Here is a 16,347-nt window from a genome sequence, read left to right as displayed (position 1 = left end):
TAAGACTTTTAGACTTTTTGTCAATCAAAAAGTACCAGATATGGGAGTGGTCGGGGGGAAAATCCCTGGACTTTTTCCCTGAAAATTAGGTAATTTACCCGATGAAAATGGGTAAAACCCCACACCCCACACCCCACACCCCACACCCTACACCCTGCCCCTAGGAAAAACTTTTTCAGCAGACCCTACTTATACTTATATGTCTAATCTATCTTTGGGCGCGCAACCTCCCCTCGAATTTATCCCACCTGACCTTAATCCCTTGCTTTTAAAGGGATGTCAAATCTTTTTACCTCTTTGGTTACAAACTCAAACCAACTTAAGAGAAATTTCCGCCGCCAATCTAGAAACTTTAATCACATTTTATCAAAAAAGTCAAGAGAAAAAAGTCCGTTTACTGCTTGCTTTCCGTCATCCCAGTATTAACGATCCCTACTGTATGGCCTATCTTTTGTGGAAATTAGTACCCAAAAAAGCCGAAGAGTTAGGAATAAAATTAAACAAGCCAATTCACGCTCATTTTATGTATGATCGAGGGATTCCTTTATGGGCGGGAGAAAGGGTAGGATGGTTATATTCTAAGTTAGGTGGCACACCAATTCAACGGGGAAAAGCTGATTTAATCGGATTGCGTTCGGCTCGTCGTTTATTATTAGAAGGAGATTATCCTTTAGCCGCCGCTCCGGAAGGGGCAACTAACGGACATAATGAGCTTGTCAGTGCGATTGAACCGGGTATTTCTCAATTAGCTTTTTGGGGGGTGGATGATGTCAGAAAAGCTAAACAACAGCAAGAATTAATTATTTTACCTATTGGTATTCAGTATTTTTATCTGACTCCAGTGTGGCAAGAAATCGAGCAAATTTTAACTAATTTAGAAAACGATAGCGGTTTAGAACCCACCCCGAATTCATCCCTAAAAGAAAAGGTTTTATACGAGCGTCTTTTTCGGTTAGGAGAAAGATTATTATCCTTAATGGAGGATTTTTATCGAGATTTCTACTATCAATCTTTGCCTGTAGTACCTGCCAATGGCGATGATCCAAACGAAACCCTAGCAAAACGTTTAGCCAATTTATTAGATGTGGCCCTACAAACCGTAGAAAAGTATTTTAATGTTTCTCCTAATGGTAATGTAATCGATCGCTGTCGTCGTTTGGAACAAGCAGGATGGGAACGTATTTATCGCCAAGAATTAAAACCCACTCATTCTATTTCTCCCCTTGAATTAGGATTAGCTGATCGCCTGGCCGATGAAGCTAATTTAAAAATGTGGCACATGAGAATTGTCGAAAGTTTCGTGTCAGTAACTGGTTATTATGTCAAAGAAAAACCCACCGTAGAAAGATTTGCCGAGACAATTTTATTACTCTGGGATTTAGTGACAAGAATTAAGGGAGGTAATCCCTTTTTTCGTCCCCAAATTGGTCAACAAAAAGCGATAATAACTATTGGTAAACCTATTTCCGTATCCGAGCGCTATGCTGATTATAAAAGCGATCGACGCTCGGCCGTAGCCCAATTAACCCAAGATTTACAAACCAGTTTAGAAAGTTTAATTATTCATCAGCAGACCCTAGTATAGGAGATAGTACGGGAATCTGGAAAAACTCAATACCGAAAACCCTACCCCAGTCAGAGAATCTTTTATCTATCCTAAAAGTGTAGAGATAAACCAACATCTCTAGCGTTAAGAAAACTGCGGAGGTGACTTATATGGCACTTATACGTTGGGAACCTTTCAGAGAAGTAGAAAGCCTACAGAAAGAAATGAATCGCTTGTTTGACCGTCTTGTGCCGACTGATGTAGGCAATGGCGAAAAAATGGGGTTATCCTTCATCCCGGCGGCGGAAATGACCGAAACGCCAGAGGCAGTTCAGCTTAAACTGGAAATACCTGGTATGGAAGCCAAAGACCTCAACCTGGAAGTGACAGCCGATAGTCTGACCATTAATGGTGAAAGGAAATCGGAAATTAAAACCGAAGAAGAAGGATTTACCCGCACTGAGTTCCGTTATGGTAAATTCCATCGGGTTATTCCTCTACCGGTTCGGGTTGATAACAATAACGTGACTGCTGAATACAAAGATGGCATTCTCAATCTCACTCTCCCGAAAGCGGAAGAAGAAAAAAATAAAGTGGTGAAAGTGTCCATCAATCCTACCATTGCTCAATGATGTAGCACTCATTGTCCGGTCTTGAGCAAAAAGGTTAACCTAGTCTGATTAAACCAAAGCGGGAGTATCAAACCATACTTCCGCTTTTAGCTTCCTAAACCTTTAACTTAAAACTTCTAACACTGCTTGGGGTGATAATTTATCTTTAAACCAGATAACCTGAGCGGGTAGATTTTGAAATTTAACTCCAGCTTTTTCTAGATTTAACCGTTCCGATACGGCTAAAATTAGATTGTTTGCTTGGGCCGATTTAACCTGTAAAAATTTCTTTTGTAGGTATTCTGGTCGCCAATAACCAACAATTTCGAGGAGAAAAACGCGACCATCGGGATGCACTAAACGAAAATCGGGAATCATCACTCCTCCGGGTAAAGGCACTAAATCCACTTCCCTTTCTAGTTGCCATTCAGTTTTTAACTGTAACCAACGTTTAGCGAAAGATTCCTCTAACATACTATCGTAGGGTTTACCTGGGGAATAGTGGGACACCAGACCACAGTTATCCTCTAAATTAAACTGTTGTTTTTTAATAGTTCCTGTATAGGAATCTTTGTACTGTAATTGTGCCTTCAGATTCCAGTGAGTAACATGGAGTAAGGCAGGAATTAATTTAGCGATTTCAATGCCATAACGACTGTTAGCTTTAAATAAACTGGTGGGACCATCGATAGTAATAGTAAATCCCGTGTCGGCATCCCCTTCGATATAAGTCATTAAACGAAATAGTTTTAGATAGCGAAAGAGATATTTATATTCCCCCGGATCGTTGCGGTGGACGTTGATGATTAAATAACTGGCCCGATAAAAAATACCTTGAATTTGCGAGAGGTTAAAACGATGAATTAAGTTTTCGGGGGTGGGAGCATCAAATTGAGTGAGAATTTTATTCTCTGCTAAATCAGCATAGAGTCCTTTTTCTAGAGCTACTGGAAAAATTTCTTGATTTAATTCTTGGCTGATTTGCTGGGCAATTGTTTGAAGAATTAGCGATCGATTTTGGGGAATAGGAACAAAGTTAGCCGCTTGTTCAAAAACTCTTTTTCTTAATTCCTGCGGTTCTAAGGGACTAATAATCTCAAAGGTGGCAAAATGATTGGTTAATAGGTGAGCAAATCCCCGTTTAATTTTATAATCGGGACTGTCTCCCTCCAAGATTAGGAGTTTTTGGCTTAATTCTCCCTTAGTTTGACCGATACTTTCCTGAAAACAGGTGATTTGTTCTTGAGCGCTCATCAGATAATCAGGAGCGATCGGTAAGCGTTTGGGAATAATTGTCTCGCCATTTTGACGGGAAATCAATAAATCGGTCGGTAACATGGCAAGCTAGAGAAGAATAATCAGATGGGGAGAGGTGGGACGACAAGGAAAGGTCGAAACCCCAAAAATCCCCCGATTCTAACTATTTTGGTCGATATAACGCTCTAAATCCTCGATTACACGGGTTAATTCTGCTTCTGTGGTTAAGCGTAGGCGATCGTCACGAACCGTTAACAAAACTTTAGCCGAAAAAGGACTCGGATAAATATTGGGATTACAAAACACTTCCAGAAACACATCACCAGTGTGCTGATATTCCAGCGGTTTTTGGGGTTGGGGTTTACCCCCACTAGAGGCATTACTGGCGATCGCTTTCAGGCGATCGAGTAAAATATTAATTTCCCTTTGCAAATCCAGAGCAGCACTGGGACTGAAACGAAAAGTAACGGAACCTTGCAAGAGATTAAGAGTTAAAGGAATCATGGAAAAAATCAGGTTAAGAGAAAGCCTGAAGTCAATTATATTAATTTGGGGAAATTTGGGGAAATTGGGTTTTGGGGGATTGTTCAGTCATCAGTCATCAGTCAGGTTCTTCGTTACTAGGTCCGGAGTGAACTGAAAACTCACCACTGATAACTCACCACTGATAACTCACCACTGATAACTGATAACTGATAACTGATAACTGATAACTGATAACTGATAACTGAAGTTACCGACGCGGAACGAGATTAATCCGGCCCTCGTCCATTTCATCCATGAGTAACTCTAGGGCCTCGTAATCCACATCGGAAACGTAGCCAAGACGAGCGAGGAGTTCATTAATTCCGTTTTCGATTTCTGGCGTGATTTGACGATAATATAGGGCTTGTTCCACTAATTGGCGGATAGTCGGCTGGGTATCCACAATTTCCTTACTCTAGTTCAATAAATCTAGTTTCTGTATCCTGCTTTACTTTATTTTAGCAAAAATACCGGTAGAATACTGGGTCATCATCAGTCATTCGGGATTAGAGCTTAAACCTAACGACTTTCCCCTGGTATTCGCCCTAATAAGCCTTGATCACTGTTCCTCTTGACTCCCCGGATCATCAGGTTAACCTAAAAGTGGTTCCTTCCCACAGGGTAAAGATTAAGAAAAGATTAATCTTTTCAGGAGAGGGAAAATATATCAAGACCAAGGTTGCAAAATCAGAAAGTTAGGACATAATAGCGGTATCTGATCTCCAGTTAAAAGGTTCATTTATGAATTTCAAAGCCCAGCCATGAAAAGTCCTGTAAAAGTCCCGGAAATTGCTCTATTTGAGCCAAACGGCTATATTACCGCCGCTAACGTCCTAGAATTTCAAGAGCAGCTCACCAATCTGGTTAACCAGAGTCGCTCTATCACTTTTCTCGTGGATATGAGTAGGGTGGAATTCCTCGACAGCGCTGGATTAATGGCTTTAGTTACTGCCTTTCGTCTGGCTCAAAGTCAAGAAAAATCCTTCAATATCTGTTCTATTCCACCTTCAGTCAAGATTATCTTTGAATTAACCCAACTCGATCGGGTTCTCTCGGTTTTCCCTAGCCGTGCTGACTTTGATGCTGTTATCACCCTCCCTCAAGCGGCGTAAGCAGACAAAATAGGGTTTCTGGCCGTAATTTCTCGGCTGCACTCTCAATTCTACCGGTAAATCACCTCTTGACCGGACAGATTGCCATTGGTACAACCGACTCCTCAAAACAACAATTTTTCTCAAGGAGAGGCATTATACTGTTGAGATGGCTCTCCTCGTTTTTGGATATTATTTCGGGGGGCAAACTAGCATACACTTGTTGGGAGCAGCTCACAAAAGGCTGTCTATTAAGAAATTCCATGACTTTAGTGATGACAGAGGGGAAGGGGGCCAAGATGGTAGATAGGTAATGAGTAGTAATTTCCTAGAATCCATGACAGTCAAAAATCTCCAGTATGCTTATTTTCCCGGTTGTGTCGCCCAAGGTGCCTGTCGGGAACTATATTTATCCACGGCAGCCCTGACGGAAGCTTTGGGGATTAATTTAGTCGAACTCAAAAAAGCTGCCTGTTGTGGTTCGGGAACCTATAAGGAAGATTCGCAGCTGTTGGAAGATGCCGTCAACGCGCGCAATATTGCCCTAGCGGAAGCCCTCAATTTACCCCTGTTGACTCACTGTAGCACCTGTCAAGGAGTGATCGGTCATGTGGATGAGCGCTTGAAGGAAGCAAAGCATAATAATCCCAATTATGTTGAGGAAGTTAATAATTATTTACAGAAAGAACATTGTTCCCCCTACCAAGGTACGACGACGGTTAAGCACCTACTCTGGGCAATTGTCGGCGATTATGGCTTAGATAATCTGGCGGCCAAGGTGGTTCGTCCCTTATCAGGCTTAAATTGTGCCAGTTTTTATGGTTGTTATCTCCTGCGGGCCCAGGATACTCTCCCCTACGATAATCCTTTTCAGCCGGAATCCCTAGAAAATGTCTTTCGGACCGTGGGAGCGAATCCGATTTATTATCAAGGACGCACTCAATGCTGTGGTTGGCCCCTGTCCAGTTATGCCACCACCCAATCCTTCCAAATGGCAGGAAAACACATTTTAGAGGCCATGGCAGCGGGGGCCGATTGTTTAGTCACCCCTTGTCCTTTATGCCATCTTAATCTTGATTCCCGACAACCGGAAGTGGCAAAAGCGATCGGTCGAAGTTTAGGTTTACCCGTGTTACATTTTTCCCAATTAGTCGCTTTAGCGGTGGGAGTCAGTCCTGATCGTTTAGGATTAGATCGACACATCGTTTCCACCAAATCTCTGTTAAAGAAATTGGGGTTTTAGAACTCAATCAGGAGTGTTAGCAATGGATTGGTTAAAAAGAATTTTTGGCTTAGATAAACCGGCCGATGCCGCTAGTGCGATCGCGGGGAAAGCCGCTGCTGCGGGTATTCCCCCCGAAAGAGTCGGATTAGATGGAAAATACGACGAAAGCGGCCTAGCTAAACGAGTAGTTTTAGCTTTTGACGAGACACCGGATTTAGCTGATGAAGACAAATTGTGGGTTGCTCAAACTGGCAGTAAAGTTGTACTAAAAGGCAAGGTTTCCAATCAGGCGACTTTAAATAAAATGGTGGCCATTGCCAGTAAAGTCCAGGGAGCAACCAGCGTCGATACCAGTCAAGTAACTATTGGGTGAAGTCGAACGGCTGTTAACCTCTTGTAAAAATCAAAAATTGTTGTTAGGGTTAGGAGTCAGTAGCCAGTAGTCAGTAGTCAGGAGAATTAAGAATGAAATAATAATCAGTTAAATGGTCTATTTACAGATTTTATGCGATTTAATCCTTATTTTTGACGTTTTTGAACCCTCACAAGTTAATTATGCAAGAGGTTTAATATTCGCCGTGAAAATTAACCACTAAAACCCAGAGGGTTTTTGGCAGGGTGGATAACTCCAAGACTGGCAATCACCCCCAGCCGGCTGCGGTAAAATGGGAGGGATAGATACAACTCAGGAGAAAAGACCCCAGTGCCGTACAACCCCGCAGAAATCGAACAGAAATGGCAGAAGATTTGGCAGCAAATGGGATTGGACAAAACCCCAGAAAACGCCGATAAACCGAAATTTTACGCCCTCTCCATGTTCCCCTATCCATCGGGCAACCTGCACATGGGTCACGTTCGCAACTATACTATCACCGATGTGATTGCCCGTCTGAAAAGAATGCAGGGTTATCGCGTGCTGCATCCCATGGGGTGGGATGCTTTCGGATTACCCGCAGAAAATGCCGCTATTGAAAGGGGAGTTCCTCCGGCAAAATGGACTGATCAAAATATTGCCCAGATGAAACGGCAATTACAACAGTTAGGATTATCTATCGATTGGGAAAGAGAAGTTGCCACCTGTTCCCCGGAATATTATCGTTGGACCCAATGGCTATTTTTACAGTTTTTTGAATCAGGATTAGCCTACCAAAAAGAAGCGGCAGTGAATTGGGATCCTATCGATCAAACTGTCTTAGCAAATGAACAGGTAGATAGTGAAGGAAAATCTTGGCGATCGGGTGCTAAAGTAGAAAGAAAATTACTCCGGCAATGGTTCCTAAAAATCACCGATTATGCCGAACAATTACTCACTGATTTAGATAAACTTACCGGTTGGCCAGAACGGGTTAAAACCATGCAGGCCAACTGGATTGGTAAATCGGTAGGTGCTTATTTAGAATTTCCTCTTGTTAACTCCACAGAAAAAATTGCCGTTTTTACCACTCGTCCCGATACGGTTTATGGAGTCACTTATGTGGTACTTGCTCCCGAACATCCCTTAACTTTACAAGTTACCACTCCCGAACAAAAATCGGCCGTAGAAACTTTTATTCAAGAGATAGCCAGCGAAAGCGAATTAGAAAGAACCGCCGAAGATAAACCCAAACGCGGTATTAAAACCGGAGGAGTGGCAATTAATCCTTTTACCGGTGAAGAAATTCCGATTTTAATTGCTGATTATGTCCTCTACGAATACGGTACTGGTGCAGTAATGGGAGTCCCGGCTCACGACAGTCGCGATTTTAAATTCGCTCAGGAAAATAATCTGCCAATTAAGATAGTTATTACTCCAGAAAGTGGCGAAATTGAGTTAAAAGATGCTTACACAGAAGCGGGAATTATGATTAATTCCGCTCAATTTAATGGACTGAATTCCCAAGAAGGAAAAACCGCTATTATTGATTATGCCACTGCCCAAGGTTACGGCAAAGCTAGAATACAATATCGCCTCCGGGATTGGTTAATTTCCCGTCAAAGATATTGGGGTTGTCCGATTCCAGTTATCCACTGTCCTAACTGTGGAACCGTACCAGTACCTATCGATAATTTACCCGTTACTTTACCAGAAAATGTCGAATTTAGCGGTCGAGGTGCTTCTCCTTTAGCCAAATTAGAAGACTGGGTAAATGTGGATTGTCCTCGCTGTGGAACTCCCGCAAAACGGGAAACCGACACTATGGATACTTTCATCGATTCTAGTTGGTATTTCCTCCGTTATACCGATGCTAAAAATGAAGATATACCCTTTCAATTCGAGAAGGTTAATGATTGGATGCCCGTGGATCAATACGTCGGAGGAATCGAACACGCTATCCTACATTTACTCTATTCTCGTTTCTTTACCAAAGTTTTAAGAGACCGAGGTTTAGTTAATGTCGATGAACCTTTTAACCGTCTGTTAACCCAGGGAATGGTACAGGGATTAACCTACAAAAATCCCGAAACTGGCAAATATGTCCCCGCAGAAAATGTTATCTATAAAGAGGATAAATATTGCGATAAAGACACGGGAGAAGTTCTATCTTTCTTCTTTGAAAAAATGTCTAAGTCGAAATATAACGGCGTTGATCCTCTGAAAGTTCTCGAAAAATATGGGGCTGATACTGCCCGAATGTTTATACTTTTTACTGCACCCCCAGAAAAAGATTTACAGTGGGATGATGCGGGGGTAGAAGGACAATTTCGCTTTCTTAATCGGGTGTGGCGTTTAGTCAGCGAATATATTGAAAATAAACCCAAGCAAGTCAAAAAAATAGAGACTTTCTCGAAAACTGACAAGGATTTAAGACGGGCAATTCACACCGCTATTAAAGAAATCTCCGAGGATTTAGAAGGAGATTATCAATTTAATACCGCCATTTCCGAATTAATGAAACTCAGTAACGCTTTAGGGGATAATAAGTGTTTTGCATCCCCCATTTATCGGGAAGGAATCGAAACCCTATTAATCTTACTTTCCCTTTTTGCTCCCCATCTGAGCGAGGAATTATGGCAAGCTTTAGGCCATAGCCAATCAATTCACCTGCAACCCTGGCCAAAAGTTGATCCTACTGCCCTTATTGTGGACGAGATTACCCTTGTCATCCAAATTTTGGGAAAAACCAGAGGCACGATACAAGTTCCCGCTAGTGCCGATAAAAGCACCCTAGAAACCCTCGCCCTGGAATCAGAAATCGCCCAACGTTATTTAGAGGGTAAGGAAATCAAAAAAGTGATTGTTGTCCCGGGCAAATTAGTTAATTTTGTCGTGGTTTAAATGACAGCAATTATCACAATGGTAGGGAATTGAGTAACGCACAGAAAACGGGTTTCTCGGAGAAACCCGTTTTCTGCTCATGCACTCATGCAAAAAGGGGAATAAATAATCAGTCTTTAATAACCAGATTTAGTAGAGAGCATCTCACTTGTGCAATAAGTATTAATGCTTATTGCCGTCAAAAACTAGAAAATCTTCAACTTGATCACAAAGAGAAATGAGATTATAATAGTTATGACTTACGATTCAGAATATATCTCGATATTGAAGGTTTAATATGAAAGAATTAAAATCTTTAAATAACAACAGATTAAGCTGGTTTGAATCAGGTAAATCAATAGAATATATTACCAAATACTTAGAAGAAGCTAATCAAAAAATTCGCATTGCCACAGGCTTTTTTACGATTAAAGGTTGGAATTTAGTTCGGGGTTATACTACAGGAAAACAAACCTATATTTTGGTAGGTTTAGATGATCCAGGAGAGCAAAGGGCAAGGATGGCATTAATTCAAGAAATAATGAGAGATGTGCGTATAGGATTAGACAGAGATAGAAGAAAATCAGTTCTTGATATTATAGAAAAAATACAATCAAATCAGTTTGGAATTGTAGATGCCAGAGCCAAAGATCATCATAATAAACTTTACATCTGTGATGAAAAAGCGGCAATTCAAACTTCGTCAAATTTAACTGGTAAAGGATTAAGAGAACAAGTTGAAGGTGGTAATATTATCACTGATAAAACAGAGGTTCTTGCATTAGTTAAAGAATTTGATGATTATTTTGCTGAGGCTAAAGATTTAACTCAAGAACTATTAGAAATTTTACTAAAATGGTTACAGTTTGCTGCACCTTGGGACATTTATCTCAAAACTATGTTGGTTTTAGAAAATATCCAGCCTCCCAAAACTAGATATTCTAAAAAGCCACTTTCCTACCAAATTGACATGATTGCCCAAACTTTACGACAGATCAAAAACTTTGATGGCTCAATGCTGGTTGCTTCAACTGGACTAGGCAAAACTGTTGTAGCGGTTCATGTAGCTCTTCATTTACGAGATGAAGATTTAATTGATAATATCATGGTTATTGGACCTAAAGCCGTTCGTAGCAATTGGCAAAAAGAAATGCGAGAAGCGGGATTACCCTGTGATTATTTTGTGCGGCAAACGTTTGATAAAAAAGATGCTAAACAAGATCATGCCTTGGAATTATTTGAAGATATTTTAGAAGATATTAAAAATCAGCGTTGGTTATTAATTATTGATGAAAGTCAAGAATTTAGAAATCGATTTAAACAAGATTTATTTAATATGACTAAAAAACCAAAAGAAAGATTAGCTTTTATCAAACTTAGAGAATTAGTAAAAAAGGGTAATCTTAAAGTTTTACTTTTAACTGGTTCACCTTATGCTAAAGATATTGAAAATATCAATAATCAACTTTATCTACTTCCTCACACTTGCGAAAGTAAACCTCAAGAATTTGACTATTTCTTGGAAAAGTGTCCAGAACAGAATCATTTATTTAGAGAAGAAAAAAAAGATATTAATGCTTGGTGTATCAACGATATAGATGAATTTATTAATCTTTCTGTAGCTAGTCAATTAACAACTCCTCACGTTGCTAAATATTATGGTCAAAAGGAAGGATTAGAAACCTATATTAATTTTGGTGAAGAAAGACATTATGTGCCAAATATAATTCTTCATAGCATCAATTTTTCTCTGATTCTTCAAGATGAATTGACTGAAGCAATAGTCAAAGGTTACTTTAACCTTAAATCTAAAAATATCATGTTTAAAGATTTATTTAATCGTTTAGTTAAGATTGCATGGGCAAGTTCACCTCTATCACTTCAAGGAGTTTTAGAAAGGATTGCTGATACTCCTGGCGGTGAGAATAGTTTTAATTTTCATAAACTTGAATTTGTGTTTTCTCGTGAAGATAGAGAAAATGTTTTAAGACCTATTATTGCTAAACTGAAACGAATCAACCAGAACCTTAATCAGCACCTTGATCTAAAATTCCAAATTTTATCTGCCCTTATCAAAGAGCAGGTATTAGAAAAACAGCAAAAGGTAATTATTTTTTGTGAAAGAAGGGCTACAGTTGCTTATCTTTCTCGGTACTTTATAAGTAATTTTCCCTCTTTAAAAATTGCATATACTATCGAGCAAAGCGAAGATGAAAAAAAATATGAGATGAAGGATAGTAGAGAGATTGAACAGTTAATTAAACAATTTGCTCCTCATTCCAATAAAACAACCGAGAAATTTGCCGAAAATTATGATATTTTTATTTCGACTGATGCCCATGGTGTTGGTGTCAATATGCAAGATGCTTCAGTAGTTATTAATTATGATATTGATTGGACTCCGATCGCACCAGTTCAAAGAGCGGGAAGAATTTTACGTTTCTGGTATTTACCTCGCATCGTTCACATTTATACTTTTGTGCCAACACTAAGCGCAAAGAATAGTAACACTGCACTAAATTATGATTTAGTGGAAATTCAAAAACGATGGAAAAATTTAATGTCTCGTCATCAAGAATCAAAAAAAGTAATTGATTTACCTGTTTTAACTATTGCGGAAACTCAAGAAATTAATATTTCTGAAATGGCATCTCAAGTGACGATTGAATCTGGGGAAATCAATCTTAATGCTTTAGCAGATTTAGACATTTCTCCTTATTATCAACATACAGCAAAACTTCAACTTAATCGTGATTATGCAAAAACTTTATCTGATGATTTAATTAGTGCTAAAATATATTCAGAAAAACATCCCTTACTTTATCTATTAGTTTTACATAAGCAAAATTATCACGGCATTTTTTATAATCCCAGGACTAAACAATTAGCTGAACCTGATATTGTTAAAATTTTAGATAAAATCGCCTGTGAAGAAAGTACGCCAGCCGCTAATGTTGACCATGATTTTATTGAAAATTTAAGTGATATTTGTCTTCAGTATTGGTGTCAAAAAAATAAAGTTTTAGCCGATGATGTTGAGCGAATTTGTGCATTATATTTAAAGCCTGAAAACGAAGATGATGATCTAAAATTACTTTTAAATTCAATCAATACTCAATAAGAATAAAATGCTCATCCCCGACTACATCGACAATAACACCCAAAACCCAATTTGTCGATTTTGAATGAACGGCATATCCCTCTTCTGATTGCTTGAGATTGACTTGATATTGCATATTTTTAAGATCATCCCGTCCTTAATAAAAATTTGGGCAAGACTATTATTAGTATAACATCACCTAAGCATTGCGCTACTGCTACCATTACCTGTACCAACCCCTCATCCAGCAATTCCCGATTTTCCTGTAAGATTCGGGGTTCATCGCCATCATTGCAGGATAATAGCTGATTAATCAGGTTTAGGTATGTTTGGGTGCGTTGTTCATTCATAGCGTGGCAGATGGGGAATTGATGGGTAGGGGCGAAGCATTCGGATATAAAATCTAGGATTTCAGCGATAAGTTATCGTCCGAATGCTTCGCCCGTACAGGGATTTAATGGGGAGATTATCAGAATTGTATCACAGGGATAATAGGCTAAGGTTATTGTCTGGGGTAGGGGCGAAGCATTCGGATAGAAAATCTAGGGTTTCAGTGATAGATTATGCACGAATGCTTCGCCCGTACAGGGATTTAATGGGGAGATTATCAGAATTGTATCACAGGGATGATAGGCTAAGGTTAGTGATAGATTATGCACGAATGCTTCGCCCGTACAGGGATTTAATGGGGAGATTATCAGAATTGTATCACAGGGATAATAGGCGAAGGTTATTAGTTTATTGCCCGGGGTAGGGGCGAAGCATTCGGATAAGAAATTTATGGTTTCAGCAATATGTTATGCCCGAATGCTTCGCCCCTACAGGTTATTCGTCCCCGCAGGTTATTTGTCCCCACAGGTTATTTGCCCCTACATTGGTTTGAATTTATTCAGATTGTTCTCGTCTTGTTCCCAATTTCGCGGATTATCAAGAATGTATTGCCGGATTTTTTGATAAGAATTTTCATTGCGAATGATATGTTCATAATAATTGCGCTGCCAAATTTTCAGGCGATCACCACATAAAAAATTGATTTTACGAGTAGAAATTGATTTAAAATTCTGCACAATAGCCCCCAAAGATTCCGGCATTGTACCGTGAGTATATTGAGAATCGTATTCGGTCTTTTCCAGATCATAATTTTGTATTACTATAATTCCATGAATATGATTGGGCATGACAATAAAAGCATCTAGTTCAATAAATTTAAAATTTAGAGGTAGTCTATACCATACCGCTTCAATAGTATCACCAAGTAAATTCTGCTCCATATTTCCTTCAACAATTTCACCAAATAGATACTGCTTCTGATAAGAACAAATTGTGATATAATAAGCTCCATTAAGTCTATAATCATAGCCTTTTAAACGAATAGATTGTCGATGTTTTTGGGGTTCATTCATGGCGTGGCGGATGGTGGCGGTTAATTCAGTTATAAGCGATTCATCGGCAATCATCAAGAGTTGGGGATTGGTGGTAAGATTGTCAGAAAGGCGATCGCACTGTATAATCTTGATTGATAGATAAGCTAATTCTACTCACTTGAACTAAATCATCATGAATCAAAAACCGTACCAAGTAGAAGCATTTTGGGATCGAGAGGCGCAAGTTTGGGTAGCAGAGAGTGAAGATATTCCGGGATTAGTCACCGAAGCTGATACCATCGAAGCTTTAACAGCTAAATTACGACAGATAATTCCAGAATTATTACAACTCAATCATCTAATTACCATTGAACCTCAAAAAGCGATAACTTTTGAACTCATTAGTCATCGTCAAGAATCAATTGAGTGCGGTGTTTAGATGGCTACTTCTTTAACACCTGCATTAAAAAAACTGCTCTCAGCAGCTGGATGTTATTTTGAACGTCAAGGTAAAGGAGATCATGAAATTTGGTATAGTCCTCTGACAGAAAGAAGATTTGTAGTTGATAATACTATTAAATCACGCCATACTGCCAATGCAGTTTTGAAACAAGCCGGATTATCTAAAGCCTTTTGAACGGTGTGGAATCTTCATCCATATATAAGCTAATTCTACTCATAAGAAGAAGAATAATGTAATGCTTCAAGGCGATCTGCTTCGGCGGCTTCGGCTATAATTTCTGCTTCTATTGTTTCTTTGTTAGTATGATAGTAAGTTAGAGCGGCATAAACTTGTGCCAAAGAAAGATGAGGGATTTCATCGGCAATTTCTTCAGGACTATATCCTAACTTATACCAGATCACTATTCTTCGTACAGTAACAGCAGTTCCCGCGATAATAGTACAACCTCCATGAATTTTGGGATCGCTTTTTATGAAAGTGCCAATATTGATATCTGTGAACATAACTTTCTCTGATTCATTCTCAACTAATTAAACTACATAGGATTCTATGCTTTTATCACCATTCTAGCATGGCCTAAACATTGGTCGGGGCAGGGGATTGAATGGGGAGATTATCAGAATTCTATCGCAGGGACGATAGCCGAAAAAAATAATAGTCAATCAAACAATCAAAAAAATCATAGTTTAGACGGGATTGGGTGCGTTGTTGATTCATCGGTTAAAATAAGAGTAATTTAGAATTAAGGATTGAGTTATGCCGCAACAAACCTGTGAAGCCGTCTTTGAAAATGGCGTTTTACGTCCTCTTGGTAATCTCCAACTCAATGAAGGACAGTGCGTTAAACTCATTATAGAATCGAATTCAATTTCCCAGCTTACTTCCCAAAAATGGTCAGAAACGGGTATAATCGCCCAGTTAACAGCAAATCCGATTAAAATTGAAGATTTCCATCCTCTTACCAGAGAAGAAGCCAATGAACGCTGGTGAATCTCAACCCTTCTTTATTGATTCTAATATTTGGCTGTATCGCTTCATTGTTAATTGTAGCGATCCTAATGCCATCCCTAAGCAACAAATAGCGACAAATATTACGAATCAAGAAAACTTGATAATTAGTACACAAGTTGTCAATGAGGTTTGCTCAAATTTAATCCGCAAAGCAGGGTTTAATAATTTACAAATCCAAAATCTACTTGAAGAATTGACACAAGGGTGTGAAATCTTACCTGTCTCCCTCGAAACCCTTGAGTATGCCGTGAAATTACGAGATCGCTACTTAATTTCATTTTGGGATAGCCTGATTGTTGCTAGTGCAGTTTTAGGCGATGCAACTATTCTCTACTCAGAAGATATGCAAGATGGTTTAATTATCAATAATAGCTTACAGGTTATCAATCCCTTTAAAGATTTAAACTCTTAAAAATATCATTTACGAGAACTACAGCATTTGTCATAAAAATGAAGTGTAATCTAATCTCGAAAAACTGCTTTTTCAGCTTCTTCTAAATCGTCATCACTGATCACAACATCTTTCCATAAACCTTTAATTTGAGTCTTATTGCGAGAACCTTCAAAGCGAGGTAATGATTTGGTAGTAGTGGCGTAGCCCTCTTGCTTACCTGGTATGAATTGTGTAAAATATTTATGAATAAAAATAATTGGAACCCGCTCAGTCTTTAAACCTCTAGCTTGCTCATGACTTTTCTGATAAATATCTTTTTCTGGCTTCTGTCTGGCTTACTCAAATATCAGTCTAGCACCGAACAAAATACCCCCTTCACCTCTATTCCCCTGTCAAGCGTTGTGGTTCTCACCATAGGATCAAGAATGGTTCTACACATAATGGCAAGCCGAAACGTCAGTGTAAAGATCGCGGTCAACCGTTTGTGATCAATCCCACTAATAAAACCGTCTCTGACGAAACCAA

General features: G+C 39.2%; 17 protein-coding genes and 1 pseudogene. 12 read left to right on the top strand and 6 right to left on the bottom strand.

The genetic code is table 11. The annotated features are described in order from the left end of the window. Positions 1-199 precede the first annotated feature (199 nt). On the top strand, positions 200-1,585 hold the full coding sequence (locus O9332_RS22845; protein WP_002761261.1) for a hypothetical protein: 1,386 nt from the start codon (positions 200-202) through the stop codon (positions 1,583-1,585). Positions 1,586-1,716: 131 nt separating this feature from the next. Further along, positions 1,717-2,178: an Hsp20/alpha crystallin family protein gene (locus O9332_RS22840; RefSeq protein WP_002761262.1), complete on the top strand. Its 462-nt coding sequence runs from the start codon at positions 1,717-1,719 to the stop codon at positions 2,176-2,178. Between the two features lie 102 nt (positions 2,179-2,280). On the opposite strand, the gene O9332_RS22835 is transcribed toward O9332_RS22840, so the two are convergent. The 3 genes from O9332_RS22835 to O9332_RS22825 form a co-directional block, all read right to left on the bottom strand. After that, a complete protein-coding gene (locus O9332_RS22835) occupies positions 2,281-3,495 on the bottom strand; it encodes a DUF790 family protein (protein WP_288027551.1) in 1,215 nt (404 codons plus the stop codon). Positions 3,496-3,573: 78 nt separating this feature from the next. Then, the gene (locus O9332_RS22830; protein WP_002761264.1) at positions 3,574-3,918 is read right to left on the bottom strand and encodes a hypothetical protein; all 345 of its coding nucleotides are present in this window, start codon (positions 3,916-3,918) and stop codon (positions 3,574-3,576) included. Positions 3,919-4,147: 229 nt separating this feature from the next. Further along, on the bottom strand, positions 4,148-4,342 hold the full coding sequence (locus O9332_RS22825; RefSeq protein ID WP_002761266.1) for a hypothetical protein: 195 nt from the start codon (positions 4,340-4,342) through the stop codon (positions 4,148-4,150). A gap of 358 nt (positions 4,343-4,700) precedes the next feature. Here O9332_RS22825 and O9332_RS22820 point away from each other — a divergent pair, with 358 nt between their 5' ends. The 5 genes from O9332_RS22820 (at position 4,701) to O9332_RS22800 (ending at position 12,611) form a co-directional block, all read left to right on the top strand. Next, on the top strand, positions 4,701-5,051 hold the full coding sequence (locus tag O9332_RS22820) for an STAS domain-containing protein (protein WP_002761268.1): 351 nt from the start codon (positions 4,701-4,703) through the stop codon (positions 5,049-5,051). Between the two features lie 292 nt (positions 5,052-5,343). Then, positions 5,344-6,273 (top strand): CoB--CoM heterodisulfide reductase iron-sulfur subunit B family protein, encoded by a 930-nt coding sequence (locus O9332_RS22815; protein ID WP_002761270.1) that lies wholly within the window; start codon positions 5,344-5,346, stop codon positions 6,271-6,273. A gap of 22 nt (positions 6,274-6,295) precedes the next feature. Further along, a complete protein-coding gene (locus tag O9332_RS22810; protein WP_002761272.1) occupies positions 6,296-6,628 on the top strand; it encodes a hypothetical protein in 333 nt (110 codons plus the stop codon). 330 nt (positions 6,629-6,958) lie between these two features. After that, the gene (gene leuS, locus O9332_RS22805) at positions 6,959-9,511 is read left to right on the top strand and encodes a leucine--tRNA ligase (protein ID WP_002761274.1); all 2,553 of its coding nucleotides are present in this window, start codon (positions 6,959-6,961) and stop codon (positions 9,509-9,511) included. 277 nt (positions 9,512-9,788) lie between these two features. Continuing rightward, a complete protein-coding gene (locus tag O9332_RS22800) occupies positions 9,789-12,611 on the top strand; it encodes a helicase-related protein (protein WP_002761276.1) in 2,823 nt (940 codons plus the stop codon). Between the two features lie 125 nt (positions 12,612-12,736). Here O9332_RS22800 and O9332_RS22795 read toward each other — a convergent pair whose 3' ends face one another. Then, positions 12,737-12,940: a hypothetical protein gene (locus tag O9332_RS22795; protein ID WP_002761278.1), complete on the bottom strand. Its 204-nt coding sequence runs from the start codon at positions 12,938-12,940 to the stop codon at positions 12,737-12,739. 519 nt (positions 12,941-13,459) lie between these two features. Then, positions 13,460-14,047, bottom strand: a complete 588-nt coding sequence (locus O9332_RS22790) for a transposase (RefSeq protein WP_288027552.1) — start codon at positions 14,045-14,047, stop codon at positions 13,460-13,462. Between the two features lie 100 nt (positions 14,048-14,147). Between O9332_RS22790 and O9332_RS22785 the strand changes: the two genes are divergently transcribed. Both O9332_RS22785 and O9332_RS22780 read left to right on the top strand, forming a co-directional pair. Continuing rightward, on the top strand, positions 14,148-14,393 hold the full coding sequence (locus tag O9332_RS22785; RefSeq protein WP_002761282.1) for a DUF1902 domain-containing protein: 246 nt from the start codon (positions 14,148-14,150) through the stop codon (positions 14,391-14,393). Continuing rightward, the gene (locus O9332_RS22780; RefSeq protein WP_002761284.1) at positions 14,394-14,591 is read left to right on the top strand and encodes a type II toxin-antitoxin system HicA family toxin; all 198 of its coding nucleotides are present in this window, start codon (positions 14,394-14,396) and stop codon (positions 14,589-14,591) included. Positions 14,592-14,626: 35 nt separating this feature from the next. Here O9332_RS22780 and O9332_RS22775 read toward each other — a convergent pair whose 3' ends face one another. Continuing rightward, the gene (locus O9332_RS22775) at positions 14,627-14,920 is read right to left on the bottom strand and encodes a DUF433 domain-containing protein (RefSeq protein WP_002761286.1); all 294 of its coding nucleotides are present in this window, start codon (positions 14,918-14,920) and stop codon (positions 14,627-14,629) included. A gap of 253 nt (positions 14,921-15,173) precedes the next feature. Here O9332_RS22775 and O9332_RS22770 point away from each other — a divergent pair, with 253 nt between their 5' ends. The 3 genes and pseudogenes from O9332_RS22770 to O9332_RS22760 form a co-directional block, all read left to right on the top strand. After that, positions 15,174-15,407 (top strand): antitoxin family protein, encoded by a 234-nt coding sequence (locus O9332_RS22770; protein WP_002761288.1) that lies wholly within the window; start codon positions 15,174-15,176, stop codon positions 15,405-15,407. Continuing rightward, complete coding sequence (locus O9332_RS22765; RefSeq protein WP_002761289.1) at positions 15,394-15,840, top strand: PIN domain-containing protein; 447 nt, start codon at positions 15,394-15,396, stop codon at positions 15,838-15,840. The genes O9332_RS22770 and O9332_RS22765 overlap by 14 nt, the downstream gene beginning before the upstream one ends. 275 nt (positions 15,841-16,115) lie before the next feature. Then, positions 16,116-16,347, top strand: a pseudogene (locus tag O9332_RS22760) (ISNCY family transposase); the annotation flags it as partial.

The organism is Microcystis sp. LE19-10.1B (genome assembly GCF_027530565.1).
In the GTDB taxonomy this organism is placed as follows: Bacteria; Cyanobacteriota; Cyanobacteriia; order Cyanobacteriales; family Microcystaceae; genus Microcystis; species Microcystis aeruginosa.
This window is presented reverse-complemented; position numbering and strand designations above follow the sequence as displayed.

Bases quoted from the DNA above. Each gene is read 5' to 3' on its own strand.
- O9332_RS22845 (WP_002761261.1), top strand. From the start codon at position 200: ATGTCTAATCTATCTTTGGGCGCGCAACCTCCCCTCGAATTTATCCCA.
- O9332_RS22840 (WP_002761262.1), top strand. From the start codon at position 1,717: ATGGCACTTATACGTTGGGAACCTTTCAGAGAAGTAGAAAGCCTACAG.
- O9332_RS22835 (WP_288027551.1), bottom strand. From the start codon at position 3,495: ATGTTACCGACCGATTTATTGATTTCCCGTCAAAATGGCGAGACAATT.
- O9332_RS22830 (WP_002761264.1), bottom strand. From the start codon at position 3,918: ATGATTCCTTTAACTCTTAATCTCTTGCAAGGTTCCGTTACTTTTCGT.
- O9332_RS22820 (WP_002761268.1), top strand. From the start codon at position 4,701: ATGAAAAGTCCTGTAAAAGTCCCGGAAATTGCTCTATTTGAGCCAAAC.
- O9332_RS22815 (WP_002761270.1), top strand. From the start codon at position 5,344: ATGAGTAGTAATTTCCTAGAATCCATGACAGTCAAAAATCTCCAGTAT.
- O9332_RS22810 (WP_002761272.1), top strand. From the start codon at position 6,296: ATGGATTGGTTAAAAAGAATTTTTGGCTTAGATAAACCGGCCGATGCC.
- O9332_RS22800 (WP_002761276.1), top strand. From the start codon at position 9,789: ATGAAAGAATTAAAATCTTTAAATAACAACAGATTAAGCTGGTTTGAA.
- O9332_RS22795 (WP_002761278.1), bottom strand. From the start codon at position 12,940: ATGAATGAACAACGCACCCAAACATACCTAAACCTGATTAATCAGCTA.
- O9332_RS22790 (WP_288027552.1), bottom strand. From the start codon at position 14,047: ATGATTGCCGATGAATCGCTTATAACTGAATTAACCGCCACCATCCGC.
- O9332_RS22785 (WP_002761282.1), top strand. From the start codon at position 14,148: ATGAATCAAAAACCGTACCAAGTAGAAGCATTTTGGGATCGAGAGGCG.
- O9332_RS22780 (WP_002761284.1), top strand. From the start codon at position 14,394: ATGGCTACTTCTTTAACACCTGCATTAAAAAAACTGCTCTCAGCAGCT.
- O9332_RS22775 (WP_002761286.1), bottom strand. From the start codon at position 14,920: ATGTTCACAGATATCAATATTGGCACTTTCATAAAAAGCGATCCCAAA.
- O9332_RS22770 (WP_002761288.1), top strand. From the start codon at position 15,174: ATGCCGCAACAAACCTGTGAAGCCGTCTTTGAAAATGGCGTTTTACGT.
- O9332_RS22765 (WP_002761289.1), top strand. From the start codon at position 15,394: ATGAACGCTGGTGAATCTCAACCCTTCTTTATTGATTCTAATATTTGG.